Origin of the sequence: Rhodovulum tesquicola, from assembly GCF_024128855.1 — a bacterium.
Classification (GTDB): domain Bacteria; phylum Pseudomonadota; class Alphaproteobacteria; order Rhodobacterales; family Rhodobacteraceae; genus Rhodovulum; species Rhodovulum tesquicola.
The window spans coordinates 40,644-65,331 of the sequence record NZ_JAMYDV010000008.1; the positions used below are offsets into that span (position 1 = coordinate 40,644).

A 24,688-nucleotide genomic window follows, 5' to 3' on the forward strand; every position below is an offset into this window, starting at 1 on the left:
GCCCGAAAGGAGACGCCCCATGACCCGTCCGCTGTCCGATCTGATCGCCCAGGGCCGGGGCATGGTCCCCGCCGATCTGGTGTTGCAGGGCGGCGTCGTGTTCGACCTTGTGACCGGCGACATGATCCCGGGCGACGTGGCGATCTGCGGCCAGACCATCGTCGGGATCGGGGCGACCTATGAGGGGCGGCAGGTGATCGACGTTTCCGGCCTGACGCTGGTGCCGGGCTTCATCGACACGCATCTGCATATCGAAAGCAGCCTTGTCACCCCCTTCGAGTTCGACCGCTGCGTCTGCCCGCGCGGCGTGACCACCGCGATCTGCGACCCGCACGAGATCGCAAACGTGATCGGCCTGCCGGGGATAGACTATTTCCTCGACGCCGCCGCGCGCACGGTGATGGACATTCGCGTGAACCTGTCCTCCTGCGTGCCCTCGACCGAGATGGAGACGGCGGGCGCGCGGATCGGGGCCGACGACCTCGCTCCGCTCATGGACCACCCCCGGGTGATCGGGCTGGCCGAGATGATGAACTATCCGGGCGTCCTGGCGGGCGATCCGGAAGTTCTTGCCAAGCTCGAGGCGTTTCGGGGCCGCCATATCGACGGGCACGCGCCGCTTCTGTCGGGGCGCGATCTGAACGGCTATGTCGCCGCCGGTATCCGCACCGAGCACGAGGCGACCAGCGCCGAGGAAGCGCGCGAGAAGTTGCAGCGCGGCCTGCGCGTGCTGATCCGCGAAGGCTCGGTCAGCAAGGACATGGCGGCGCTGCGCCCGCTACTGACCGAGCGCACCGCGCCCTACATGTGCCTGTGCACCGATGACCGGAACCCGCTGGACATCGCCGAATACGGCCATCTCGACCACATGATCCGCTGGATGATCGGGCAGGGCAGCGATCCGCTGGCGGTCTATCGCGCGGCCACGCTGTCGGCGGCCGAGGCGTTCGGGCTGAAGGATCGCGGACTGCTGGCGCCGGGGCGGCGGGCCGATATCGTGGCGTTGGGTGACCTTGCGGAATGCCGGGCGGACCTGGTGATCGCGGGCGGGCGCGTGGTCGACGACGCGGCCTTCGACGCGCGCGACGAGATCGCGCCGGTCGGGCGCTGCTCTGTCCGGGCGCCCGCGGTGACGCCCGAAAGCTTTCGTGCCGCGGCGAACACGGCCGAGACCCATGTGATCGGCATCATCGAGGGCAAGATCCTGACCGAGCACCTGGTCGAGCAGATCAGTCCCGAAGACGGCGAGAAGCATGCCGATCCGGCGCGCGGGCTGGCCAAGATCGCCGTGGTCGAACGGCATGGCCGCAACGGCAATATCGCGGTGGGATTCGTCCGCGGCTTCGGCATGGGCGAAGGGGCCATCGCCTCGACGGTCTGTCACGACCACCACAATATCGTCGTGGTCGGCATGTCGGACGAGGACATGGCCCGCGCCGTCACCCGGCTGACCGAGATCGAGGGCGGATTCGTCGTGGCGGGGCAGGGGACGATCCTTGCCGAGCTGGCGCTGCCGGTGGCGGGGTTGATGAGCCTCGAGCCCTTCGAGATCGTCGAGGCGCGGCTGGACCATCTGCGCTCGGCGGCGCGGTCGCTGGGCGTGACGCTCGAGGAGCCGTTCCTGCAACTGGCCTTTCTGTGCCTGCCGGTGATTCCCGCGTTGAAGATCACCGATCACGGGATGGTGGACGTGGACCGCTTCGAGATCCTCGGCTGAGGCAGCCGGGCCGGGATGCACCCGCCCCGATATTCCCGTCGCGAGGCGCTTGACGCCGCCGGTAGGGCCGCCTAAAAGGCACCTCACGCCGGGCGCGCCCGGACGGCGCTGCGGTTGTAGCTCAGTTGGTTAGAGTACCGGCCTGTCACGCCGGGGGTCGCGGGTTCGAGCCCCGTCAACCGCGCCATCGCCCGTCCGATCCGCCCACGCGAAATGCGCGGTTGTAGCTCAGTTGGTTAGAGTACCGGCCTGTCACGCCGGGGGTCGCGGGTTCGAGCCCCGTCAACCGCGCCACTTCTCCCCTGGATAACGGAGCGTTCATGGCCCGCCTGCTCGATGCAGTCCCGCTCTGGCTGGCGCTGCTGCTGGCCGTGACGGTCGGGCTGTCCCCCTTCCTGCCCGAACCGCACCTGTGGGAAAAGCTCAGGATGCTGTCCGCGGGCGAGTTGCGGCGCGGCATCGACATCTTCGATCTCGCCCTGCACGGCGCGCCCTGGCTGTTGCTTCTGGCCAAGCTGGGCCGGATGGCGCTGCGGCGGGGTTGAGGGCCGGTATCGGGGGTGCTCCCGCCCTCCGTTGGCGGCTTGCGCCGCCGCCTGCGGTTGGGCCCGGCGCCGCGCCAGAGGCGCGGCGCGGTCGCGCCCGGTCCGGGTGGCGCGTCAGGCGGCCAGCGCCGCGAGGATGCGCGCCCAGCTGCGGATGCCCTTGTGAAAGCTTGCGACGTCGTATTTCTCGTTCGGCGAGTGGATCGCGTCGTCGGCATGGGCAAAGCCGATCAGCATCGAATCCATCCCGAGGATCTCCTTGAAATGGCCCGCCACCGGGATCGAGCCGCCCGAGCCGATGAAGGCGGCCGGGTTCGGCCATTCCGCGGACAGTGCGGTGCGGGCCTTTTCGAAGGCGGGATCGGCGATCGACATCTGCGCCGCGGGCGAGGCGCCATGGCCGTGGAACTCGACCGTGCAGTCGGGCGGCAGCATGGCGCGCACCATGGCGCGGAACGACTCGCGGATTGCCAGCGGGTCCTGGTGGCCGACAAGGCGGAAGCTGATCTTGGCGGAGGCCCTGGCGGGCAGCACCGTCTTGAACCCTGCCCCGGCATAGCCGCCCGATATGCCGTTCACCTCGCAGGTCGGGCGCGACCAGATCATTTCCAGCGGCGTGCGCCCCTTTTCGCCGGCGGGATGCGACAGGCCCACCTCGCCCAGAAACGCGCCCGCGTCGAAGCCGAGGCCCTGCCATTGCCGGGCGAGTTCTTCGGGCAGTTCCGGCACCCCGTCATAGAAGCCGGGCACCGTCACCCGCCCGTCCGCGTCATGCAGCGCGGCGATGATGCGCGCCAGCAACCGGATCGGGTTCATCGCCGCCCCGCCATACATGCCCGAATGCAGATCCTTCGCGGGGCCCGTGATCGTGACCTCCTCGCCGACCAGCCCGCGCAGCATGGTCACGATGCCGGGCGTGCCTTCGGCGAAAAGACCGGTATCGCAGATCAGCGCTATATCGGCCTTCAGCGCGTCGGCATTCTGTTCGAGGAACGGCACGAGCGAGGGCGAGCCCGATTCCTCCTCGCCCTCGAAGAACATCGTGATGCGCGCGGGCAGGCTGCCGTGAACGGCCTTCCAGGCCCGGCAAGCCTCGACAAAGGTCATCAACTGGCCCTTGTCGTCGGAAGCGCCGCGCCCGCGGATCACCCGGCCGCGCGGGGTTTCCTCGATCGCGGGCTCGAACGGGTTGCGGTGCCACAAGTCCAGCGGGTCGACCGGCTGGACATCGTAATGGCCATAGAACAGCAGGTGCGGCCCCGTCTCGCCGCCCTTGCCCAGCACCATCGGATGGCCGGGCGTGGGGCAGGGCCGGGCGTCGAAGCCAATGGCGCGCAGGTCCTCGGCCAGCCAGTCGGCGGTGGCGGCGCAATCGGCGGCATGGGCCGGGTCGGTCGAGATCGAGGGGATGTGCATCAGCGCCATCAGCCGGTCCAGCGCATGCGGCAGGTCGGCATCGATTCGGGACAGCACGGCGTCGAGGGTCATGGGGGGCTCCGGGTTCGCAGGGTCGGGCGGAGCCTAACAGCGGTGCGGGCGCTGTCCAGAGGGCTGGCCGCGCCCGGCGCGGCGCGCTAGGCTGACCCCCGAATGGTCGATGGGCCTGGGAACGGAGGCGCGGATGCGGGCGGTCTGTCTGGGGATTGCGGTGGTGCTTGTCGCAGGTGCAGGCGCGGCCGAGCCGCTGGACGGCAAGGCGGCACGCGCCCAGCTTTTCGACCCGTCCGGGGCCGAGGTGACGGTGATCGCGCAGGACTTCCTGACGGCGCGGGACCAGACCGCGCTGGAATTCGCCGGGGCACAGCAGAACTATTACGGCGCCATCGCGGCAGCCCCGGGCGAGGGGCTCCTGTCAGAGGCAACCGTGGCAGCCGCGAACTACCACGATGTCGATTCCGCCCGTGCCGCGGCGCTGAAAAGTTGCGATTCGGCCCGCAAGGGCGGCCCGCGTTGCGTCATTGTCGCCGAGATCCGCCCGATCGGCTGGGCGCCCCGGCAGCTCAGCCTCAGTGCCGATGCCAGCGAAGGGCTGCGCAAGACCTACCGCCCGGCGCGCGGGGCCAAGGCGCTGGCGATCTCGCCCGCGACGGGCATCTGGGCCATGGCCACTGGACCCGAGGCCGGTCGCGAGGCGGTGGCAAGCTGCGCCCGACAATCGGGACGCGACGATTGCCGCGTCGTCGTGGCGGACCGCTGAGGCGGCCTGTCCAGTTCAATTGACAGCAGTCATGTCAGTTCTACTTGACAGAGGTCAAAGTCTGGCGATGCTGGTTGTCATTAAGTGGAGGGAGATGTGGAGCGCGCGACCCACCCCACCTGCGGAATCGCGCTGTATCTCCGACGCCGCGCTGCCCCGCAGTCCAGGGGTTTCCGATCGGAACGCGTGGCGGGCGGAATGCGGCGACGGACTGCTGAGGACGGGTGAAATCCGCGGCAACACGGTTAGACAGACGGCGTTTTTCGGCTAAGAAGAACGCATAGGGAAAGAGGAGCGGCGCCGCCGCGTGTCCCGACAGGATGCGCCAGGAGCCACGAGGGGGGCGCCGCAAGGCACCCGACAAAAAACGGAGGACCCGGACGGCCCCTGCGCCGCAGGGGGCGATCGCCGGTCAGCCAGAGGCCCTTGGGGGTCCGGAAACGAAGGAGAGACCCGGTGGACTATACCGCAGCATTGGACACGGCCATCAACCGGCTGCACGACGAAGGGCGCTACCGCACCTTCATCGATATCGAGCGCCGGAAAGGCCAGTTTCCCAACGCCGTCTGGACCCGTCCCGATGGCGGCCAGCAGGATATCGTGGTCTGGTGCGGCAACGACTATCTGGGCATGGGCCAGCACCCGGTCGTGCTGGACGCGATGCAGGACGCGCTGAACGCCACCGGCGCCGGGTCGGGCGGCACGCGCAACATCTCGGGGACCACGGTCTATCACAAGGCGCTCGAGGCCGAACTGGCCGACCTGCACCAGAAAGAGGCCGCGCTGGTCTTCACCTCGGCCTACAATGCGAATGACGCGACGCTCTCGACGCTGCCGGTCCTGTTTCCCAACCTCGTGATCGTCTCGGACGAACTGAACCACGCCTCGATGATCCAGGGCATCCGGCGCGGGCGTTGCGAAAAGCACATCTTCCGCCACAACGATGTCGCGCATCTGCGCGAAATCCTCGAGAAGATCGAGAAGGGGCGGCCGATCCTGATCGCCTTTGAATCGGTCTATTCGATGGATGGCGATTTCGGCCCGATCAAGGAAATCTGCGATCTTGCCGACGAGTTCGACGCGCTGACCTATATCGACGAGGTGCATGCCGTCGGCATGTATGGCCCCCGCGGCGCCGGCGTGGCCGAGCGCGACAACCTCATGCACCGGATCGACATCATCAACGGCACGCTGGCCAAGGCCTATGGCGTGTTCGGCGGCTATATCGCGGCTTCGGCCAAGATGTGCGACGCGGTGCGCTCCTACGCGCCGGGCTTCATCTTCTCGACCTCGCTGCCGCCCGCCGTGGCGGCGGGCGCTGCGGCCTCGGTGCGGTTCCTCAAGGGCGACACCCGCCTGCGCGAAAAGCACCAGGACCGCGCCCGCGTGCTCAAGGCCCGCTTCAAGGGGCTGGGGATGCCGGTGATCGACCATGGCAGCCATATCGTGCCGGTGATCGTGGGCGACCCGGTCCATACCAAGCTGATCTCGGACAAGCTGCTGGAACTTTACGGCATCTATGTCCAGCCGATCAACTTCCCCACCGTGCCCCGCGGCACCGAGCGGCTGCGTTTCACGCCCTCGCCGGTGCATACGCAGGAGCAGATGGACCTGCTGGTCCGCGCGATGGACGAATACTGGTCGCATTGTGCGCTGAATCGCGCCGAGCTTACGGCCTGATCACGTTCTGCGGGTGCAGCACTCCCGCGCTTGTGATAGTTTGCAATATGGAAGGCGGCGATTCCCTTGGGTCGCCGCCTCACCTGAGGCAACACAGGCAGGCACGGGACGGTTTTGATGATCAGGCGCAGGCAGTCGCGCATCGCGGCTGAGGGCTCTCAGGACATACCCAAGGGGTTCGACGCCTATGAGCTGCGTCTGGGCGACGTCATGCGCGGCGAGCGCGCGACGCTGGGCAAGTCGCTTCTGGACGTGCAGCGCGAGTTGAAGATCCGCGCGACCTATATCGCCGCCATCGAGAACGCCGATCCCACCGCCTTCGAGACCCCCGGCTTCATCGCGGGCTATGTCCGGTCCTATGCCCGCTATCTGGGGCTTGATCCGGAATGGGCGTATCGGCGGTTCTGCGAAGAGGGCAATTTCGCCACCGTCCACGGCATGAGCCCGGCCGCCACCACGCCGAAACTCGCGCAGCGCCGCAAGCCGGCCGAGCCGCGCGATCCGCTGGCCGATCCCAATGCCATCTTCGTGCCCCGCGGCGAGGCGTTCCTGTCGCGGATCGAACCCGGCGCCATCGGTTCGCTGGCGGTCCTGCTGGCTCTCATGGCCGTGCTGGGCTATGGCGGCTGGTCGGTGTTGCAGCAGATCCAGCAGGTCAAGCTGGCCCCGCTCGACCACCAGCCCGGGCTTCTGGCCGATGTGGGCCCGCTGGCCACGACCGACGAGGCCATTCTGGCCGAAGCCCCGATGACCCCGCCCACGACCGAGGCGCTGGACCGGCTCTACCGCCCGCAGGTGCTGGACCGTCCCGTCCTGGTGCCGCGAGATGGCCCCATCGCCACGCTCGATCCGGGCGAGATCGGGGTTCTGGTCGCCGGGCGCCCGGCCGAACAGCGGTTTGCCTCGGACAACTCTGCCGACCGACCCGAGCCTGCCAAGCCCGGTCAGGTGCAGGTCGTGGCCGAGTCGCAATTGCCCGAGGTGGCGATCATCGCGGTCCGCCCCGCCTGGGTCCGGGTGTCGGCGGCTGATGGATCGGTCCTTCTGGAAAAGATCCTCGATGCGGGCGAACGCTATGTCCTGCCCGACACCGACCAGCCGGCGCGGCTGCGGGCGGGCAATTCGGGCGCTGTCTATTTCGCGGTGAACGGCCAGACCTACGGCCCGGCCGCCCCCGGCGCCCAGGTCGCCCGGAATGTCGAACTGTCCGCCGAGGCGCTGACCGAGCGGTTCCAGATCGCCAATGTCGGCGCCGATCCCGATCTGGCGGTGGCCCTTGCGATGAACGGGGACGGCAGCGGGACCGAATGACGCCCGCGCGTCAGGGCGCGTTGCGGCGACTCGGCCAATCCTTTATCCATGGGGCGAAATCACTCTCTCCGCGGACAGGATAACCCGATGTCGCTGCATGCCGTGCGCCCCTGGCGCCATATCGAACGCCGCAAGTCCCGCCAGATCCATGTGGGGCCCGTTGCCGTAGGGGGCGACGCGCCGATCTCGGTTCAGACCATGACCAACACGGTCACCACCGACATCCGCGGCACGATCGAGCAGGTCCAGCGCGCGGCCGAGGCGGGCGCCGATATCGTGCGCATCTCGATCCCCGACGAGGGGTCGTCCAGGGCGCTGAAGGAGATCGTCGCCGAAAGCCCGGTGCCGATCGTGGCCGACATCCATTTCCACTACAAGCGCGGCATCGAGGCGGCCGAGGCGGGCGCGGCCTGCCTGCGGATCAACCCGGGCAATATCGGCGACGAGAAACGCGTGCGCGAGGTCATCGCGGCCGCCCGCGATCATGGCTGTTCGATGCGGATCGGGGTGAATGCAGGCTCGCTGGAAAAGCACCTGCTCGACAAGTATGGCGAGCCTTGCCCCGAGGCGATGGTCGAAAGCGCGCTCGACCATATCCGCATCCTCGAGGACAATGATTTCTTCGAGTTCAAGATTTCCGTGAAGGCGTCCGACGTCTTCCTTGCCGCCGCCGCCTATCAGGGCATTGCCGAGGCGACGGATGCGCCGATCCATCTGGGCATCACCGAGGCGGGCGGATTCGTGTCGGGCACGATCAAGTCGGCCATCGGGCTGGGCAACCTGCTGTGGTCGGGGATCGGCGACACGATCCGCGTCTCGCTCTCGGCCGACCCGGTCGAAGAGGTCAAGGTCGGCTTCGAGATCCTGAAATCGCTGGGCCTGCGCCATCGCGGCGTCAACATCATCTCCTGCCCCTCCTGCGCGCGGCAGGGCTTTGACGTGATCAAGACCGTCGAGGCGCTGGAAAAGCGGCTGGAACACATCAAGACCCCGATGAGCCTGTCGATCATCGGCTGCGTGGTGAACGGCCCGGGCGAGGCGCTGATGACCGATGTCGGCTTCACCGGCGGCGGGGCCGGGCATGGCATGGTCTATCTCGCCGGCAAGCAGGATCACCGGATCGCGAATGACCAGATGATCGAGCACATCGTCGAGCAGGTGGAACGCAAGGCCGCCGAGATCGAGGCCGCCCGCGCCGCGTCAGAGGCGGAGGCGGCGGAGTAACGCCCGCCGCCTGCCACGATCCCACGACCGCTGTCAGGAGAACCGGATGGTCCCGGCCCGCCCCCGCTGCGGGCGCCGGGGATCAGTTCTCGCGGAGCCCGGCCACGACCTGGCGCATCCCTTCCAGCGGCATGTAGCCCCGCAGCATCTGCGGCCCGACGATGAAGGTCGGCGTGCCCGAGATCTGCATCCGCTGGGCAAGGCTCTGGTTCGCGGCCAGCACCGCGTCGACCTCGGGCGAATTCATGCGCCCCATGATGGCGGCGCCGTCCAGCCCCAGAGTGGCCGCAAGCTGCGCAAGGCTTTCCTCGGTGATGTTGCCGCGGAAGGTGATCAGCGCGTCATGCGCCCGCTCGTAGGCATCCGGTCCGGCGATCTGCAGCGTCGCCACGGCGAAGCGGGCGGACAGCACCGACTGGTCGCCCAGGATCGGGAATTCCTTCATCACCAGGCGGATATTGCCGTCGCTGGAGACCAGTTCGGCCACGTCGTCATGGGCACGGCGGCAATAGCCACAGCGGTAATCGACGAACTCGACCAGCGTGATGTCGCCCTCGGGATTGCCACCGACCCAGGAATGGCCGTCCTCGAAGATCTCGGCCGCGTTGACCCGGACCAGCGCCTCGTCATTCGCCGTCTGCGCCTCGGCCTGGCGCTGTTCCAGCACGCCGATCGCCTCCATCAGCACCTCGGGGTTTTCCATCAGGTAGCTGCGCACCTCTGCGCGGAACATCTCGCGCTCGGCCTCGGACATCGCGGCAAGGTCGAAGGCCTGGGCGGGCAGGGCAAGGCCAAGGCTCAGCAGGGCGGCGGCGGGCAGGCGGGTCATCTGGCAATCTCCATTTCCGGGTCGTTCCCGTTGCAGCACATCGCGCGGCGCGGGCCAATGGTCATTTTCGCCCGTTCGGCTCAATTCTTGCGGCGCATCGCCTGCGCGATGGCGGCCAGCGCCACCTCGGGCAGATCGCCCCGCACAAGGCTGCGCTCGAACACATAGGCAGGCGCCGTCCCAAGGTCGAGCGCATCCAGAAGCGCGCGGTTGACGGCAAGGGCGGCCGCGATCCCGGGATCGGCCATCCGGTCGGCGACCGCCGCGGGGTCGAGCCGCAGCGCGCGGGCGATTCCGTCCAGCGTGCCGGGCTGCATGTCCGGCGCCGCGAAAAGCGCGTCCTGCGCGCGCGCATAGGCGTCAGGCCCGGCCAGCGCCAGCACCGCCCGGGCAAACCGCGCGGCGGTCTCTCCGCCCGGGCCGGGCGCGTCCTTGACCACAAGGCGCAGGCCCGGATCGCTTGCCGCCAGCGCGCGGGCCGCCGAAAGCGCGGGGCCGCAGCGGTCGCAGGCGTAATCGACAAAGGCCACCACCGTCACATCGCCCTCGGGGTTGCCGCCGGTCCAGTCATCCGGGGCGTCGAACAGTGCGGCGCGATGCGCCTCGATCAGCGCAAGGTCTCCCGAGACGGCTTCTGCCTGCCGCCGCCGCTCGGCCTCGGCCAGCACCTCGTCGATCAGTTCGGCATGCTCCAGCAGATAGGCGCGGATCTCGGCGCGAAAGGCCGCCCGCGCCGCGGGGTCCAATTCCGATGCCGCCACGGCCAAGGGCAGGGCGGCAAACGCCAGCGCAAGCCCAACCCTCACCGTTTGCGCCCCGCGCTTTCGGCGGCACTCAGCACGTCCTGCGCCCGCAACCATCCGGGCGAGCCGCGCGGCAACAGCCCCGCCGCTCGCGTGGCGTGCGTTGCGGCCGTATCCATCCGCCCGCCCAGCGCATAGCGTTCGGCCGTCGCGACCGAGGCCATGCCGTTATTTCCTGCCCGCGCATAGGCCAGCGCCAGATCGCGCAGCATGCGCGGATCGTAGGGGTCGCGGCCGCGCGCCCGTTCCAGCACCGCCAGCGCCTGCCGGTTGCCCTCGGCGGTCTCCAGCGCCAGCAGGGCGCGGCCATGGCCTGCAAGGATCAGGGGCTCGTTCGGGGCAAGCGCGGCGGCGCGGGCATAGGCATTGACCGCGGGTCCCACGCGGCGGGATTCCAGCAGGATCTGGCCCTTGAGCTCATGCACATAGGGATCGTTCGGCCGCGCCGCCTCGAGCCTTGCCATCTCGGCCAGCGCCTTGTCGGGGGCGGGCGTGCGGTGATGGGCGACGGCACGGCGCATCATCCCGACCGCGCTCTGGTCGCGCTCGGCCCGCCGGAGCGTGTAGCGCGGGTTCTGCAGGAATGCCCCCAGCTTGCCCTTGGCGCGGGCGAACCAGTATTCCGCCGTCTCGTTGCCCGCGGCCTGCCCGCCATAGGCCGCGGCATATCCCTTCAGCGCGCGAATGCGCTCGGCGGTCAACGGGTGGGTGCGCACATAGGGGTCCTGGCGGCTTGAACTCAGCGCCTCCTGGCCGCGGAACAGTTCCAGCACCTCGCCCATCGCCTGCGGATCGACACCCGCCCTTGCCATGTAGCGCAGCCCGGCCTGATCGGCCGAGGCTTCCTCGGCGCGGGTATGGGCAAAGAACAACCGTTGCGCCGACGAGGCCGTGCCCATGGCCAGCCCCGCGCTCGCCTCGCCGCTGCCGGTGGCCGCCCCCACCGCCAGCGACATCATCAGCCCCAAGGCCGCGGCCGATTGCGCGCTGCGCATGTTCGTCAGCCTGCGGGTGATATGGCCGTTCGCGATATGCGCGATCTCGTGCGCGATCACCGCCTGAAGCTGGGCGGCGCTTTCCAGCCGCAGCACCAGCCCCGAATTGATCAGGATCGTCTGCCCGTCGGCCACAAAGGCGTTCAACCTGTCATCCGCGATCAGCAGGACGCGCAGCGCCGAGGGGCTGATCCCCGCCTCGGCGGCCAGCGGCTGGGCAAGCTGGCGCAGCGCATGTTCGATCTCGGCATCGCGGATCAGGCCCTGCGCGCGGGCGACAAGCGGGGCAAGGGCAAGGGTCAGCGCCAGGGTCAGCCCGAGGACATGCCGGATGGCTGCCATTGACGTTGTTCCCCCGCGCTGGAAGAAAGCCTGCATGACAGGCACCCTAAGGAGTCGGGCATGAGGGTTTCAAGCCGCGGCGATGTCGATCCCTTCATCGTGATGGACGTGATGGCCGCCGCCGCCCGGGCCGAGGCCGCGGGCCGGCACATCATCCATATGGAGGTCGGCCAGCCCGGCACGCCCGCCCCCGCCGCCGCGCGGGCTGCGTTGGCGCAGGCGATGGAGACGGGGCCGCTCGGCTATACCGTGGGCCTGGGCCTGCCCGCGCTGCGCGCCCGCATCGCGCGGCTTTACCGCGACTGGTATGGCGTCGATCTGAACCCCGAGCGGGTGGTGATCACGCCGGGCTCGTCGGGCGGCTTCACGCTGGCCTTCACCGCGCTGTTCGACGTGGGCGCGCGGGTCGGCATCGGCGCGCCGGGCTATCCGTCCTACAAGGCGATCCTTCAGGCGCTTGGGCTGCAAACCGTGATGATCGGCACCGAGGCGCAGCACCGGTTCCAGCCGGTGCCCGCGGATCTGCCCGCGGATCTGGACGGGCTTCTGGTCGCCTCGCCCGCCAATCCCACGGGCACGATGCTGGACCGCGATGCGCTGGCCGCGCTGATCGGGGCCTGTGCGGATCGGGGTGCGGCCTTCATCTCGGACGAGATCTATCACGGCATCGAATACGAGCGCAAAGCCGTCACTGCGCTGGAGATCACAGATCAGACCTATGTCATCAACTCGTTCTCCAAATATTTCTCGATGACCGGCTGGCGCGTCGGCTGGATGGTGGTGCCCGAGGATCACATCCGCCGGATCGAAAGGCTGGTGCAGAACCTGTTCATCTGCGCCCCCCATGCCAGCCAGGTGGTCGCGCTGGCCGCGCTCGATTGCACCGACGAGTTGCAGGCCAACATGGCGGTTTACCGCCGGAACCGCGCGCTGATGATGGAGGGGCTGCCGAAGGCGGGCTTCACCAGGATCGCGCCGCCGGACGGGGCGTTCTACGTCTATGCCGACGTGTCCGACCTGACCGGGGACAGCCGCGCCTTTGCCGCCGAGATCCTTGAAAAGGCCGGGGTCGCGGTCACGCCGGGGCTGGATTTCGATCCCCTGCGCGGGGCCGGCACGCTGCGGTTTTCCTATGCGCGCTCGACCGCGGATATCGAGGAAGGGCTGGCCCGGCTCGCCCGGTTCATGGCGGCGCGCTGAGGTGGAGGAGGCGCGCAAGGGCGTTCTGGCGATGGTCGCGGCCTGCGTGATCTGGGGCCTGTCCTCGATGTATTACAAGCTGCTGGCCCATGTCCCGCCCGAGGAGGTGCTGGGCCATCGCACGCTCTGGTCTCTGGTCTTCTTCGGGCTGGTGCTGGCCGGGCAGGGGCGGCTGGCGGAAATCGGGGCGCTGCTGGCGCGGCCGCGCGCGCTGGCGCTGGTGGCGCTGGCGGCGCTGATGATCTCGGCCAACTGGTTCCTGTTCATCTACTCGATCCAGGTCGGCCATGCGGTCGAGGCGTCGCTTGGCTATTACATCTTCCCGCTGGTCGCCGTGGCGCTGGGCTTCCTGTTCCTGGGCGAGCGTCATTCCGCCCCGAAATGGGTGGCCGTCGGGCTGGCCTGCGTCGCGGTCACCGGGCTGACCTGGGGGCTTGGGGTGGCGCCCTGGGTGTCGCTGGCGCTGGCGGGCACCTTCGGGATCTACGGTCTGGTCAAGCGCGGCGTGGCGGCGGGGCCGGTGGTGTCCGTCACCGCCGAGGTGGTGCTGCTGGCGCCGCTGGCGCTGGTCTGGCTCTGGGGGGTGCATGCGCAGGGCTGGACCGGGCTGACCGGCCGCCATCTGGCCACCTTCGGCCATGACCTGTCCGACAGCCTGCTGCTGATGCTGGCAGGCCCCCTGACCGCGACGCCGCTGATCCTGTTCTCCTATGCCGCGCGGCGGGTCAGCTATGCCACGGTGGGGTTGGTGCAATACATCAACCCCACGCTGCAATTCCTTGTCGCAACTCTGGTTTTCCGCGAAGCGTTCACCCCATGGCACGCCATGGCCTTCGGGCTGATCTGGGCGGCGCTGGCGCTTTACTCGGCCGAAAGCCTGCGCGGCGAAAGGGCGGCGCGCAGGGCCTCCATCAGGTCGGGCACGTCGGACACGACGCCGTAATAGTCGCGCAGGCTGGGCTCGGCAAAGCCCTCGGCGATGAAATGGTCGATCAGCGCGGTCAGCGGCCTCCAGAAGCCGTCGGTCGAGAGCAGAAAGATCGGTTTCGCATGCAGGCCCAGCTGCCGCCAGGTCAGCACCTCGAAGAACTCGTCCAGCGAGCCCGCGCCGCCGGGCAGCACCACGATCGCGTCCGAGTTCATGAACATGACCTTCTTGCGCTCATGCATGTTCTCGGTGACGATGAAGGTGGTCAGGTCGCGCTTGCCCACCTCGCGGTCGAACAGATGCACCGGGATCACGCCAAAGGTCTGCCCGCCCGCGATCTGCGCGCTGCGCGCGACGCGCCCCATCAGACCGACATCGCCCGCGCCATAGACCAGCCGCCAGCCCGCCTCGGCCAGGGCCCGCCCGAAGGTTTCGGCGGCCGCGGCATGGGCCGGGTCGCGCCCGTCGCGCGAGCCGCAGAAGACGCAGATCGAAGGGGGCTTCTGGGTCATGGGCAGGCCCTTGTCATGGGATTTCTGGACCCGTGATAACGGGGTTGCTATGGTCCGGCAAGCGCGGGCGCAGCGCCATGGAGGCCGGGCGATGTCGGATGGCAAGCGGAAACTGGGGTCCCTGGCCTGGACCCTGATCGTGGGCGAGATCGTGATCGTGCTCATGGTGCTGAACTGGTTTCTCAGCCAGGACAAGGACGCCCCGGCACCCGAACCCGAACCCGCGGTCACCGGGCAATCGGCCGTGGATGCCCCCGCACCCGCCGAGGCGCAGGCCGAGGCCGAGATACCCGCGCCGCCCGCTTTCGACGTGGTGCGGGTCGATCCCGCCGGAAAAACGCTGATCGCGGGGCGGGCCGAACCGGGCAGCGCGGTGGTGCTGCTGGTCGAGGGCGACGAGGTGGCGCGGGCCGAGGCGGGCGGCGATGGTTCGTTCAGCCTGTTCGCGGAACTGCCGCCCGCCGACGTGCCGCGCGCCCTGTCGCTGCGGATGGAGCTTGCCGACGGGCGCACCATCGCGTCGGGGGCGACCGTGTTTCTGGCGCCAACATCCGCGCCCGCGCCGCCCGCGCCAGTCGCAAGCGCCGCCGAACCGCCCGCGCCAGAGCCGCTGGCGCCAGAGCCGCCCGCCGCGGAACTGGCCGAGGTGCCACCCCCCGCCGCGCCCGAACCCGCCCCGCCCGAACCCGCCCCGCCCCGCGCGCCCGAAATCCTGTTGTCCGATGCGGCCGGGGTGCGCGTGCTGCAGGCGCCCGAGGGCGACCTGCCACCGGGCCGGGCGGGGGTGCTGATCGAGGCCATCGCCTATGAGGCGGATGGCGCCGTGGCGCTGTCGGGGCGCGGTCAGGCCGGGGGCGCGCTGCGGCTTTACCTGGACAATGCCGCCATCGCTGGGGGGCTGATCGACGCCTCGGGCCGCTGGGCGCAGCGGCTCGACTCGGTGGCGCCGGGGCTTTACACGCTGCGCGCCGACCTCCTGAACCCCGATGGCAGCGTCTCGGCGCGGTTCGAGACGCCGTTCCGGCGCGAGCCGCCCGAGGAAATCGCCGCCCGCGCGTCCGTCGCCGCCCCCGACGGGCAGGCCGAGGCCCGGGTGATCACGGTGCAGCCGGGCTTTACCCTCTGGGGCATCGCCGACCGGACCTATGGCAGCGGGTTTCAATACGTCAAGATCTTCAGCGCCAACCGCGCCCAGATCCGCGACCCCGACCTGATCTATCCCGGCCAGGTCTTCACCCTGCCCGAGTAAAGGGCCCATGTGACTGCGTCACTGGCCTTTCCCCCTTGCGCAGATTAGGTTGGGAAGCCTGACCCAAAATCGGACCTTGCCCATGCGCCGCGGACGCCGCCCCACCACTGCCGATTTCTCAAAGGTCGATCGCGGGCAGGGGCTGCGCACGATCCGCAAGGTCGCGCCCTATCTCTGGCCCGAGGGGCAGGGCTGGGCAAAGCGGCGCGTGGTTCTGGCCATGCTGGCGCTGGTGCTGGCCAAGGTGATCGCGGTGGTGACGCCCTTCTTCTACAAGGCCGCCGTCGACAGCCTGACCGGCGAGGGCGCGCCCGAGGCGATGCTGATGGCGGTGGGCGCGGTTGGCCTGACCGTCGCCTATGGCATGGCGCGGCTGATGAATACCGGCTTCCAGCAATTGCGCGATGCGATCTTTGCCCGGGTGGGGCAGCGCGCGCTGCGCCGGATCGCGCTGGAAACCTTCACCCATATCCACCGGCTGTCCTTGCGCTACCACATCACCCGCAAGACCGGCGGGCTGTCGCGCATCATCGAGCGCGGCGTCAAGGGCGTGGATTTCCTGCTGCGCTTCCTGCTGTTCTCGATCGGCCCGCTGGTGATCGAACTGGCGCTGGTGGGGGTCATCTTCTACGTCGCCTTCGATGTCTGGTATCTGGCGGTCGTGGCGGTCACCATCGCGGCCTATGTCAAGTTCACCTTCGCCGTGACCGAATGGCGGCTGAAGATCCGCAAGAAGATGAACGACCAGGACACCGACGCCAACCAGAAGGCGATCGACAGCCTGCTGAATTTCGAGACCGTCAAGTATTTCGGCGCCGAGACCCGCGAGGCCGAGCGTTACGACCGCGCCATGGCGGGCTACGAGGACGCCGCGATCAAGACCTCGATCTCGCTGGCCGTGCTGAATTTCGGCCAGGCGCTGCTGATCACCGGGGGGTTGATCGCGGTTATGGTGATGGCGGCGATGGGCGTGCAGGCGGGCAAGCTCACCGTGGGCGATTTCGTCATGGTCAACGCCTACATGATCCAGATCACCATGCCGCTGAACTTCCTCGGCACGGTCTATCGCGAGATCCGCCAGAGCCTTGTGGACATGGCCGAGATGTTCGACCTGCTGGAACAGCCCGCCGAAGTGCTGGACAAGCCCGGCGCGCCGGCGCTGGCGGTGACGGGCGGCGCGGTCTCGTTCCGCGATGTCCGCTTCGGCTATGACCCGGATCGGCCGATCCTCAAGGGCGTGACGATCGAGGTGCCCGCCGGGCGCAAGGTCGCCATTGTCGGGCCGTCCGGGGCGGGCAAGTCCACCATCGGGCGGCTTTTGTTCCGGTTCTATGATGTGACGGGTGGCGCGGTGCTGATCGACGGGCAGGATCTGCGGGATGTCACGCAGGACAGCCTGCATGCACAGATCGGCGTGGTGCCGCAGGACACGGTGCTGTTCAACGACACGATCTATTACAACATCGCCTATGGCCGCCCCGAGGCGAGCCGCGCCGAGATCGAGGCCGCCGCGCGCGCCGCGCAGATCCACGACTTCGTCGCGGGGCTGCCCAAGGGCTACGAGACGATGGTGGGCGAGCGCGGGCTGAAGCTGTCGGGCGGCGAGAAGCAGCGCGTGGGGATCGCGCGTACCCTTTTGAAAAACCCTCCGATTCTGCTGCTGGACGAGGCGACCTCGGCCTTGGACAGCGAGACCGAGGCGGACATCCAGACCCAGCTCAAGGCGATGGGCGAGGGGCGCACGGTCATCGCCATCGCGCACCGGCTGTCCACCATCGTCGATGCCGACGAGATCGTGGTTCTGGAGGACGGACAGGTCGTCGAACGCGGATCGCACGAGGCCCTGATCGCCCGCGCCGGACGCTATGCCGCCATGTGGGCACGCCAGCAGGCGGGCGAGGACGAGGACGTGGAGGCGGCCTGAGGCGCGATTTCCGTGATCGGAATTCCATCGGAATTTCATCGGACTTTCGTCGGACTTTTTTCGGACCCGCCCTCGACCGCCCGAAAGAAGGCCCGCGCGGGTCGTCAGACGTGCGGGCCGCGCCGACCGTGTCGCCGATGCCTTGAGGTCCGCCGGTCCGCGGGCGCGGCCGATTCCCGAACCGGCCCCCGGGGGCCGCCGTGCCTGCCGCTCACTCCGCCGCGCGCAGCGGCCGTTCGGGGTCGGTGCTCTCGACATCCGGCTCTGGACCATCAGGGGGCAACTCCGACCACAGCAATTGGGGCGAGCCGACGCCGCGGGCGGCGTGGTTCAGCGCCAGTTCGCGCGCGGCCTGGCTGTCGGGGCCGCCGAATGCGGCGCGGAAGCGCTTGAACGAGCCGTAGACTCCGGCCCAGAACCATTCGCGGATCGCCAGCAGCGACGGCGTGAAGACCAGCGTCAGCAGCGTCGCGATCCCCAGCCCGAAGACCACCGCGGTCGCAAGCTGCTTCCACCACAGCGCGGTCGGGCTGTCGACGGTATAGCCGCCATTCACGAAATCGAAGCTGACCCCCAGCATCATCGAACTGAGCCCCGCCATGGTCGTGACCGTGGTCAGCAGGACCGGGCGCAGGCGCATCTCGACGGTGCGCACGATGGCCTCGATCCGCGGCATGTAGCGCGCGAATTCCTGGTAGGTGTCGATCAGCACGATGTTGTTGTTCACCACGATGCCCGCCAGCGCCACGATGCCGGTGCCGGTCATGATGATCGAGAAGGGCTGGTTCATCACCAGCATCCCGATCAGGACGCCCGTGGTCGACAGCACCACCGCCAGCAGCACCAGGACCGCGTTGTAGAAGCTGTTGAACTGGGCCAGCAGGATGATGAACATCAGCCCCAGCGCCGCGGCGAAGGCCTTGGACAGGAAGGCCGAGCTTTCCTGCTGGTCGGCCTGGTCGCCGGTCCATTCCCATGTGACATCCGCCGGAAGCGGGTTGGTGTTCAGCCATTCGGTCAGGGTGGCGATCCGTTCATTGGCATTGATCGTGGCGCCCGCCTCGTTGGTCAGGCCGCTGGCCACCGCCGCCTTGACGTCGAAATAGCGCTTGCCGTCCACGCGGTTGATCCGGCCCAGCTTTTCCACCGGGCTCACCGTGATGAAATGCGCAAGCGGCACCAGCCCTTCGGAGGTGCGCAGCTTGAGCGTGTCGAGGGTGGACAGCAGCCGGTCCTGTTCGGGCAGGCGGACGCGGATCTCGATCTCCTCGTCGGAACTGGGCACCCGCATCGTGTCGAGCAGGATGCCGCGGGTGACAAGCTGGACCATCCCGCCCACGCTGGACGCGCTGGCGCCGAAGCGTCCGGCGGTTTCCACATCGACGTCGATCTGCCAGTCGATGCCGGGCAGGGGCAGCGTGTCCTCGATGTCGCGCAGCCCCTCGGTCGCCTCGAACCGGGCGATGGCGATCCGGGCGGCGGCGGACAGGCTGTCCCAATCCTCGCCCATCAGGCGCAGATGGACGGGCTTGGGCGAGGACGGCCCCATCGCGAGGTCCAGGATCTCGGCGCGGATGCCCGGGATCGCGGCCAGCCCCTGCATGATGCGGTCCAGCACGCGGTTGCCGTCCAGTTCGGGAATGTCGGCGCGGTCCTCCCAGGGGACCAGTTCGATCTGGATCTGGCCGACCGTGTCCAGCGGCGGGCTGGCGCCAGCGGTGTTCGCGTTCAGCCCGCCCTCGCCGGCAAAGGCGAAGGCGTTGCGCACGCCGCGCTCGGCCAGCACGACCGCCTCGGCCTGGCGCACCAGCGCGTCCTTCTCGTCGAGCGAAAGGTTGCCGCGGGCGCGGACATAGACGATGGCCTGTTCGGGTTCGCTCTCGACGAAGAACTCCACCCCGTTGTTATGCTTGCCGAAATAAAGGAACACGCCGATCACGAAGGCCAGCACGGCGGCCACGGTGACGATCGGCATGACCGGATTGCCGACGATGGCCCGGGTCACATGGCCGAAGGCGGTGCGGCGATAGCCCGCGCGGACCGGCGCCCGGCGCGGCGTCTTCAGCGCGTTCACGCCGATCGAGCAGAGCACCAGCCCGGCCATGAACAGCGCCACGCCGGGCAGCGTCTCGGCAAGCCCCGAAGGCCCCGTCGAGGGCGCCGGGAAGGCGGGGTTCAGCATCCGCAGCGCGGCAAGGAAGGTCAGCGCCAGCGCAAATGCCATCAGCCCGGCACGCGCGGCGATTGGCCAGGGACGGACCCGCGCGGTGATCCGCCACAGGATGCGCGAGAACCGCCCCGCGACGCCCCCCACCACCGGCAGGTAGACCAGCGCCACCATCAGGCTGGCCGACAGAACGAAGATCAGCGTGATCGGCAGCATCCCCATGAACTCGCCCGCCACGCCGGGCCAGAACAGCATCGGCAGGAAGGCGCAAAGCGTGGTGGCGGTGGAACTGACGATGGGCCAGAACATCCGCTTGGCGGCCTCGGAAAAGGCGGTCATCGGGCCGACCCCTTCCGAGATCCGGCGGTCGGCATTCTCGACCACCACGATGGCGCCATCGACCAGCATCCCCACCGCAAGGATCAGCCCGAACATCACGATATTGTTGATCGCGACGCCCAGGACGCCGAACAGCACGAAGCACAGCAGGAACGAGGTCGGGATCGCGAAGCCCACCAGCAGCGCCGAGCGCGTGCCGAGAAAGGCCAGCACCACGATCATCACCAGCGCGATGGCGGTCAGCACCGAGCCTTCGAGCTGGCGCACCATCGAGTCGACCGTATGCGACTGGTCGTTCGAGGTGCCCACGGTCACCGCGTCGCGCAGATCCTCGGGCCAGGCGACGCGTGCGGCTGCGACCTCGCGGCGGATCAGGTCGGCGGTGTCGATGATGTTGAAGCCCTTGCGCTTGACGATCTGCAACGCGACTGTCGGTTCGCCGTTGAAGCGCGCGGTCGAGCTGCGATCCTCGAAGGTCAGCCGGATCTCGGTCAGGTCGCCCAGCGTCACCACCCGGTTGCCGTTCACCTTGACGGGCAGCGCATAGATGTCCTGAACGCCCTCGAACGAGGACGGGATCTTGACCGAGAACGTGCCCTGCGGGGCATCGACCTCGCCCGCGGCGATCAGGCGGTTGTTGTTGCGCACCACGTCGATCAGTTCGCCCGCGGTGACATTGTAGGATTCCAGCCGGAGCGGGTCGATGATGACCTCGACCATCTCGTCGCGATGGCCGGTCAGGACGACATCCAGCACCGGGTCCAGGCCCTGCAGCCGGTCCTGCAGATCCCTGGCAACGCGCAGCAGCGTCCGCTCGGGCAGCGGCCCCGACAGGTTCACGATGATGATCGGGAATTCCGAGAAGTTGATCTCGGTGATCGCGTATTTCTCGTAGCCCTCTGGAAACTTGGCCTCGGCGGTGTTCATGCGGTCCCGCACATCGGCGATGATCTTGGTCTTGTCCCAGCCGAACTCGAATTCCAGCGCGACCGCGGCGAACCCCTCGCGCGCCGTCGCCGTCATCTTGTCCAGCCCGTCCAGATCGGACAGCTCGGTCTCCATCGGCTTGACCAGCAGCTTTTCGGCATCCTCGGCCGAAATGCCGGGGAAGGGGACCGAGATGAACAGCGCCGGGATCTCGATATCCGGCTCGCCCTCCTTGGGCAGCCCGACATAGGCCATGGTGCCGGCCGCGATCGACATCAGGACGAAGGCCACGACCATCCGGGCGCGGCTGGCGGCCCAGTCGATGATCCCGGTCATTCGGCCGCTCCTCGATAGCTGACGGCCAGCGGCACGCCATCGGTGACGAATTCCTGCCCGACGACGATCACCTCGGCCTCGTCCGGCAGGCCCGCGACCCAGAACCCGTCCGGCGTGTCGCGCAGGATCTCGACCGCGAAGAAGCGGGCGGTGCCGTCGCCATCCGCCAGCCGCAGCCCGAGCCGCCCGGCATCGTCCAGCGTCAGCGCCGATTGCGGCACCAGATGCCCGCTTTGGCCGGGGGCCGCGATGATCATCTCGACGGCCTGGCCCGCGCGGATCGTGCCCGCCTCGTTCTGGACCGCGATCTCCACCCGGAAGGTGCGTGTCGCGGGATCGGCGGTGCGGGCGACGAAACTGACCCGGCCCACGATCTCGCGGCCCGAGGCCAGCCGCCCCCCCGCCAGCGCGCCGATCTCGATCCGGTCAAGCTCGGTTTCCGGCACATAGCCGACAAGGTAGATCGGATCGAGCTGGATCACCGTCGCGCAAAGCGACCCGGGCTGCATCAGCGTGCCCAGTTCCGCCGTGTCGGCATCGAGCAGCCCGGCAAAGGGCGCGGCGATCTTCAGCCGCCCGATTTCGGTCCTTGCGGCGGCGACATTGGCCTCGCCCGCGCGGATCGCGGCTTCGGCGGCCTCCAGCCCGGCCTGGGCCGAGGCCACGCCCGCTTCGGCGGTCGAGACGGCGGTCTGCGTGCCCGCGACGCGGGTGTCGGAGGCAAAGCCGCCCTCGGCCAGCCGCTGCGCCGCGCGGTCGTTGATCTCGGCCTCGGACCGCCGCGCCTCGGCCAGAACGACATTGGCCCGCGCCTCGGGCAGGCGCGCCCGCGCCTCGGCCAGCGCGGCCTCGGCCTGGGCCAGCGTCTCGGCCCTCGTGCCCGGATCGAGCTCGCACAGCACCGCGCCCTCGGCAATGGTCGCGCCGCGGCGCAAGGGCTCCGAGATCACCCGTCCGCCGGTTTCGGCGCGGACCTCGACCTGGCGCGCGGCCTGGGTTTCGCCGCGCACGCGCACCGCGCCCTGCACCGTCTCGGCGCGGCTTTTCTGCACCACGACCGAGACCCGGCGATCTGCCTCGAAGACGGTGTCCTCGGCGGCGGCGGCGACAGGCTCGGCGCCCGCGAAGGCCAGCACCCGTTCGCGCTGCATCAGCAGAAGATAGAGCGAGACGCTCACCAGCACCGCGGTAAGCATGGGGATCAAACGCATCCGGTCCTTGCCTCTTCCGTCGCTTTCCCACGCCGAGCGCATTCCTCCCCGCGCTCGACGCCGCCGCCCGGCCTCGGACGGGGTGGTTTCAATCGGGTGAACCAATCGGTTCAGATTATAGCGCAAACTGCATTCATTCAAGCCTTGGACGCGCGTTCCGGCAGGGCTTTGCAATCCCGTCCGGGCTGGGGTATGACAGGCCCGACGCCAGATCGAGCGGGCCGAGCGAGGCAGGATGAGCAACCCCGACAGTTTCATCGAGGAAGTCACCGAAGAGGTGCGCCGCGACCGGCTTTTCCGCCTGATGCGCCGCTATGGCTGGATCGCGGTGCTGGCGGTGCTGCTGCTGGTGGGCGGCGCAAGCTGGCGGGAATGGCGTGCCGCGCAGGACCGGACCGCGGCCGAGGCGCTGGGCGATGGCATCCTGACCGCGCTGGAACTGCCCGATCCGGCCGCGCGGGTGACCGCGCTTGAGGCGCTGCCCGCAACGGGCGAGGCGCGCGGGCTGGTCAAGCTGCTGATCGCGGGCGAGATCGGCGCCGAGGCGGCACCCGAATTGCGGGCGATGGCGGAGGATCCGTCGCTGCCGCTGCATTACACCCATCTTGCCGCGCTGAAGCTGGTGATGATCGAGGGGCGCGGCGCCGCGCCCGATGCCCGCCTGCAAACCCTTGCGCCGCTGGCCGAACCGGGGCGTCCGTTCCGCCCGCTTGCGCTGGAACAGATGGCGCTGGCCGAGATCGACGCGGGCAATACGGCCGCCGCGCTTGGCCATCTGCGCGCGCTGGTCGAGGATGCGGGCGCGAGCGCGGGCTTGCGTCAGCGCGCCTCTCAGTTGATTGTGGCGCTCGGCGGCGGGTCCGACGAGGGCTGACGGCCCGGTTTCTGGTTTGACGAGGGGACTCGCGCGGTGAAATTCGCTTCTGCAATCGGAACCCTGACGGCGGTCGCGCTTCTGGCCGGATGCGGCCAGAAGGAGCCGATCCTTCCGGGCGAGCGGCTTGGCGTGCGCGAGGCGCTGGGCCTGGAAGAGGGCGGCAGCGCCCCGGTGGCCCCGGTCGCCGTCGCGATCACGCTGCCCGCGCCCGTGTCGCGCGCCGATCATCCCCAGTCCGGCGGCAGTGCCACCCATCTGCCCGAACATGCGGCGCTTTCGGCCGCGCCCGCCCGGATCTGGTCGGCCAATATCGGGCAGGGCGACACGCGCCGCCACCGCATCACCGCCAGCCCGGTCGTGGCGGGGGGCAGGGTCTTCACGCTGGACGCCCAAAGCCGGGTCACCGCCGTCTCGACCGGCGGCGAGGTGCTCTGGGTCGCCGATCTGACGCCCGCCTCGGAGCGCGCGCGCTCGGCCACGGGCGGGGGGCTGGCCTTCGGCGACGGGCGGCTGTTCGCGACGACGGGGTTCGGCTCGCTGGTCGCGCTCGATCCCGCAACGGGGGCGCAGCTCTGGACGCAACGCACCGACGCGCCGGTCTCGGGCGCGCCCGCCTATCGCGACGGGCTGGTCTATGTGGTCAGCCGCGACAGCCGCGCCTGGGCGGTCCGGGCCGAGGATGGGCGCGTGCAATGGCAATTGCCCGGAACGCCCTCGCCCGCGGGCATGACCGGGGCCGCGGCGCCCGCGGTGTCCGACCGGCTGGCGGTCTTTCCCTTCGGCTCGGCCGAACTGGTGGCTACCTTGCGCCAGTCGGGCGTGCGGGTCTGGCAGGCGACGGTGGCGGGCCAGCGCCGCGGCCTTGTCTATGCGAATGTGACCGACTTGGTCGCCGATCCGGTGATCGCGGGCGAGGTTCTTTACATCGGCAACCAGTCGGGCCGGACGGTCGCGCTGGCCGCCAGCTCGGGCGAACGGCTCTGGACCGCCGAGGAAGGCGCCTATGGCGCGGTGCTGCCGGTGGGGGGCTCGGTCTTCCTTGTCTCGGATCAGGCGCGGCTGGTGCGGCTGGATGCTGCAAGCGGCGCCACGGTCTGGACGGTGGAGCTGCCCTATTTCACCAAGGAAAAGCCCAAGCGGTTCAAGGCGATCCATGCCCATTACGGGCCGGTTCTGGCCGGTGGGCGGCTGTGGGTGGCCTCCGATGACGGGCTGTTGCGCGCCTTCAGCCCGGAAAGCGGGGCGCTCGTGCAGTCGGTCGAACTGCCCGGCGGGGCGGCGTCGCGCCCCGTGGTGGCGGGCGGCACGCTTTACGTCGTCTCGACGCGCGGGCAACTCCACGCTTTCCGCTGAGGCGGGATTGGTGTAGGCGGGC

At 69.0% G+C, this 24,688-nt stretch carries 19 protein-coding genes and 2 tRNA genes; 14 read left to right on the forward strand and 7 right to left on the reverse strand.

What is annotated here, in order from left to right; genetic code table 11:
• Positions 1-19 precede the first annotated feature (19 nt).
• The 4 genes from ade (at position 20) to NHN26_RS08935 (ending at position 2,262) form a co-directional block, all read left to right on the forward strand.
• Positions 20-1,717 carry an adenine deaminase gene (ade, locus tag NHN26_RS08920; protein WP_253089137.1) on the forward strand — a complete coding sequence of 566 codons (1,698 nt, stop codon included), beginning with the start codon at positions 20-22 and terminating at the stop codon, positions 1,715-1,717.
• Positions 1,718-1,827: 110 nt separating this feature from the next.
• Positions 1,828-1,904, forward strand: a tRNA-Asp gene (locus NHN26_RS08925).
• 30 nt (positions 1,905-1,934) lie between these two features.
• Positions 1,935-2,011 (forward strand) — tRNA-Asp (locus tag NHN26_RS08930).
• Between the two features lie 26 nt (positions 2,012-2,037).
• Positions 2,038-2,262, forward strand: a complete 225-nt coding sequence (locus NHN26_RS08935) for an RND transporter (RefSeq protein WP_253089138.1) — start codon at positions 2,038-2,040, stop codon at positions 2,260-2,262.
• Positions 2,263-2,376: 114 nt separating this feature from the next.
• Here the strand turns inward: NHN26_RS08935 and NHN26_RS08940 are convergent, their stop codons facing one another.
• A complete protein-coding gene (locus NHN26_RS08940; RefSeq protein WP_253089139.1) occupies positions 2,377-3,750 on the reverse strand; it encodes a M20/M25/M40 family metallo-hydrolase in 1,374 nt (457 codons plus the stop codon).
• 109 nt (positions 3,751-3,859) lie between these two features.
• Here NHN26_RS08940 and NHN26_RS08945 point away from each other — a divergent pair, with 109 nt between their 5' ends.
• The 4 genes from NHN26_RS08945 (at position 3,860) to ispG (ending at position 8,674) form a co-directional block, all read left to right on the forward strand.
• On the forward strand, positions 3,860-4,459 hold the full coding sequence (locus NHN26_RS08945; RefSeq protein WP_253089140.1) for a DUF4189 domain-containing protein: 600 nt from the start codon (positions 3,860-3,862) through the stop codon (positions 4,457-4,459).
• 456 nt (positions 4,460-4,915) lie between these two features.
• Positions 4,916-6,139, forward strand: coding sequence for a 5-aminolevulinate synthase (gene hemA, locus NHN26_RS08950; RefSeq protein WP_253089141.1), 1,224 nt, complete (start codon positions 4,916-4,918; stop codon positions 6,137-6,139).
• A 117-nt stretch (positions 6,140-6,256) separates the two neighbouring features.
• Positions 6,257-7,450 (forward strand): helix-turn-helix domain-containing protein, encoded by a 1,194-nt coding sequence (locus NHN26_RS08955; protein WP_253089142.1) that lies wholly within the window; start codon positions 6,257-6,259, stop codon positions 7,448-7,450.
• An 87-nt stretch (positions 7,451-7,537) separates the two neighbouring features.
• On the forward strand, positions 7,538-8,674 hold the full coding sequence (gene ispG / locus NHN26_RS08960; protein WP_253089143.1) for a flavodoxin-dependent (E)-4-hydroxy-3-methylbut-2-enyl-diphosphate synthase: 1,137 nt from the start codon (positions 7,538-7,540) through the stop codon (positions 8,672-8,674).
• Positions 8,675-8,756: 82 nt separating this feature from the next.
• On the opposite strand, the gene NHN26_RS08965 is transcribed toward ispG, so the two are convergent.
• From NHN26_RS08965 to NHN26_RS08975, 3 genes are all read right to left on the reverse strand, one after another.
• A complete protein-coding gene (locus NHN26_RS08965) occupies positions 8,757-9,503 on the reverse strand; it encodes a DsbA family protein (protein WP_253089144.1) in 747 nt (248 codons plus the stop codon).
• Positions 9,504-9,583: 80 nt separating this feature from the next.
• Positions 9,584-10,309, reverse strand: coding sequence for a DsbA family protein (locus tag NHN26_RS08970; RefSeq protein WP_253089145.1), 726 nt, complete (start codon positions 10,307-10,309; stop codon positions 9,584-9,586).
• Complete coding sequence (locus NHN26_RS08975; protein WP_253089146.1) at positions 10,306-11,643, reverse strand: M48 family metalloprotease; 1,338 nt, start codon at positions 11,641-11,643, stop codon at positions 10,306-10,308. Before NHN26_RS08975 ends, NHN26_RS08970 begins: the two co-directional genes overlap by 4 nt.
• Positions 11,644-11,703: 60 nt before the next feature.
• Here NHN26_RS08975 and NHN26_RS08980 point away from each other — a divergent pair, with 60 nt between their 5' ends.
• A complete protein-coding gene (locus tag NHN26_RS08980) occupies positions 11,704-12,843 on the forward strand; it encodes a pyridoxal phosphate-dependent aminotransferase (protein WP_253089147.1) in 1,140 nt (379 codons plus the stop codon).
• Position 12,844: 1 nt separating this feature from the next.
• Complete coding sequence (gene rarD / locus NHN26_RS08985; protein WP_253089148.1) at positions 12,845-13,786, forward strand: EamA family transporter RarD; 942 nt, start codon at positions 12,845-12,847, stop codon at positions 13,784-13,786.
• Here rarD and NHN26_RS08990 read toward each other — a convergent pair.
• On the reverse strand, positions 13,705-14,283 hold the full coding sequence (locus NHN26_RS08990) for an LOG family protein (protein ID WP_253089149.1): 579 nt from the start codon (positions 14,281-14,283) through the stop codon (positions 13,705-13,707). The genes rarD and NHN26_RS08990 overlap by 82 nt on opposite strands.
• 91 nt (positions 14,284-14,374) lie before the next feature.
• Between NHN26_RS08990 and NHN26_RS08995 the strand changes: the two genes are divergently transcribed.
• Entirely contained in the window at positions 14,375-15,532 is a 1,158-nt protein-coding gene (locus tag NHN26_RS08995) for a LysM peptidoglycan-binding domain-containing protein (RefSeq protein WP_253089150.1), read from the forward strand.
• Between the two features lie 82 nt (positions 15,533-15,614).
• Positions 15,615-17,456: an ABCB family ABC transporter ATP-binding protein/permease gene (locus NHN26_RS09000; RefSeq protein WP_253089151.1), complete on the forward strand. Its 1,842-nt coding sequence runs from the start codon at positions 15,615-15,617 to the stop codon at positions 17,454-17,456.
• Between the two features lie 211 nt (positions 17,457-17,667).
• Here NHN26_RS09000 and NHN26_RS09005 read toward each other — a convergent pair whose 3' ends face one another.
• Complete coding sequence (locus NHN26_RS09005) at positions 17,668-21,225, reverse strand: efflux RND transporter permease subunit (RefSeq protein WP_253089152.1); 3,558 nt, start codon at positions 21,223-21,225, stop codon at positions 17,668-17,670.
• Positions 21,222-22,436 carry an efflux RND transporter periplasmic adaptor subunit gene (locus NHN26_RS09010; RefSeq protein ID WP_253089153.1) on the reverse strand — a complete coding sequence of 405 codons (1,215 nt, stop codon included), beginning with the start codon at positions 22,434-22,436 and terminating at the stop codon, positions 21,222-21,224. Before NHN26_RS09010 ends, NHN26_RS09005 begins: the two co-directional genes overlap by 4 nt.
• 235 nt (positions 22,437-22,671) lie before the next feature.
• Between NHN26_RS09010 and NHN26_RS09015 the strand changes: the two genes are divergently transcribed.
• Entirely contained in the window at positions 22,672-23,310 is a 639-nt protein-coding gene (locus NHN26_RS09015) for a hypothetical protein (protein ID WP_253089154.1), read from the forward strand.
• A 36-nt stretch (positions 23,311-23,346) separates the two neighbouring features.
• The gene (locus NHN26_RS09020; protein ID WP_253089155.1) at positions 23,347-24,666 is read left to right on the forward strand and encodes a PQQ-like beta-propeller repeat protein; all 1,320 of its coding nucleotides are present in this window, start codon (positions 23,347-23,349) and stop codon (positions 24,664-24,666) included.
• Positions 24,667-24,688 lie beyond the last annotated feature (22 nt).